At 57.6% G+C, this 481-nt stretch carries 1 protein-coding gene; it reads right to left on the bottom strand.

Going from position 1 to position 481, the window contains the following annotated elements; all coding sequences use genetic code 11:
- Positions 1-450: 30S ribosomal protein S4 (gene rpsD / locus ON23_RS40090; RefSeq protein WP_039781875.1), on the bottom strand; the 450-nt coding region annotated here is incomplete at its 3' end.
- Positions 451-481: the final 31 nt, after the last annotated feature.

The raw sequence follows: 481 nt of genomic DNA, 5'->3' as shown, positions 1-481 counted from the left end.
GCACCATGAAGAGGGCACGTTCACAATCTGCTTGCCCACCCTGATGTGCCTCTGGCGGATAAGGACACGAGCGTGGTGCATGGACTTGGCAAGGCCCAGCTTGAAGACGAGCGTCTGCAGACGGCGCTCCAGGAAGTCCTGAGGGGTCAGCGCGAGCACATAATCCAGCTTGTTCTGGGTCTCCTCCAGCAAGCCGTACTTGTACATGCGCCTCAGCAGCGCCTCTCCCTCAAACAGACGCTTTGTCTCCTTGTCGTCCAGCGTCAGCAGCGTCCTAGCAGCCTGTCGAATCTTGGACAAAGCCATCTGTACACGCCAGAGCTCGCGCTTGTTCCTCAGGCCGAACTCTCCCACCAACTTCAGCTCACTGTCCAGACGTTCCTCCTCAAAAGGACGCCGGGGCTTTTTGAAGGTCTTTCCATAGTTGCGGTAGTACGCTATGTGCGGCATCTTGAAAGAGCCGCAAGCCCAACCGCAATCC

This window comes from Nocardia cerradoensis NBRC 101014 (genome assembly GCF_000308535.1).
GTDB classification, from domain to species: domain Bacteria; phylum Actinomycetota; class Actinomycetes; order Mycobacteriales; family Mycobacteriaceae; genus Nocardia; species Nocardia cerradoensis.
The sequence above is the reverse complement of the archived record's forward strand: the minus strand, read 5'-3'. Positions and strand labels throughout refer to the sequence as shown.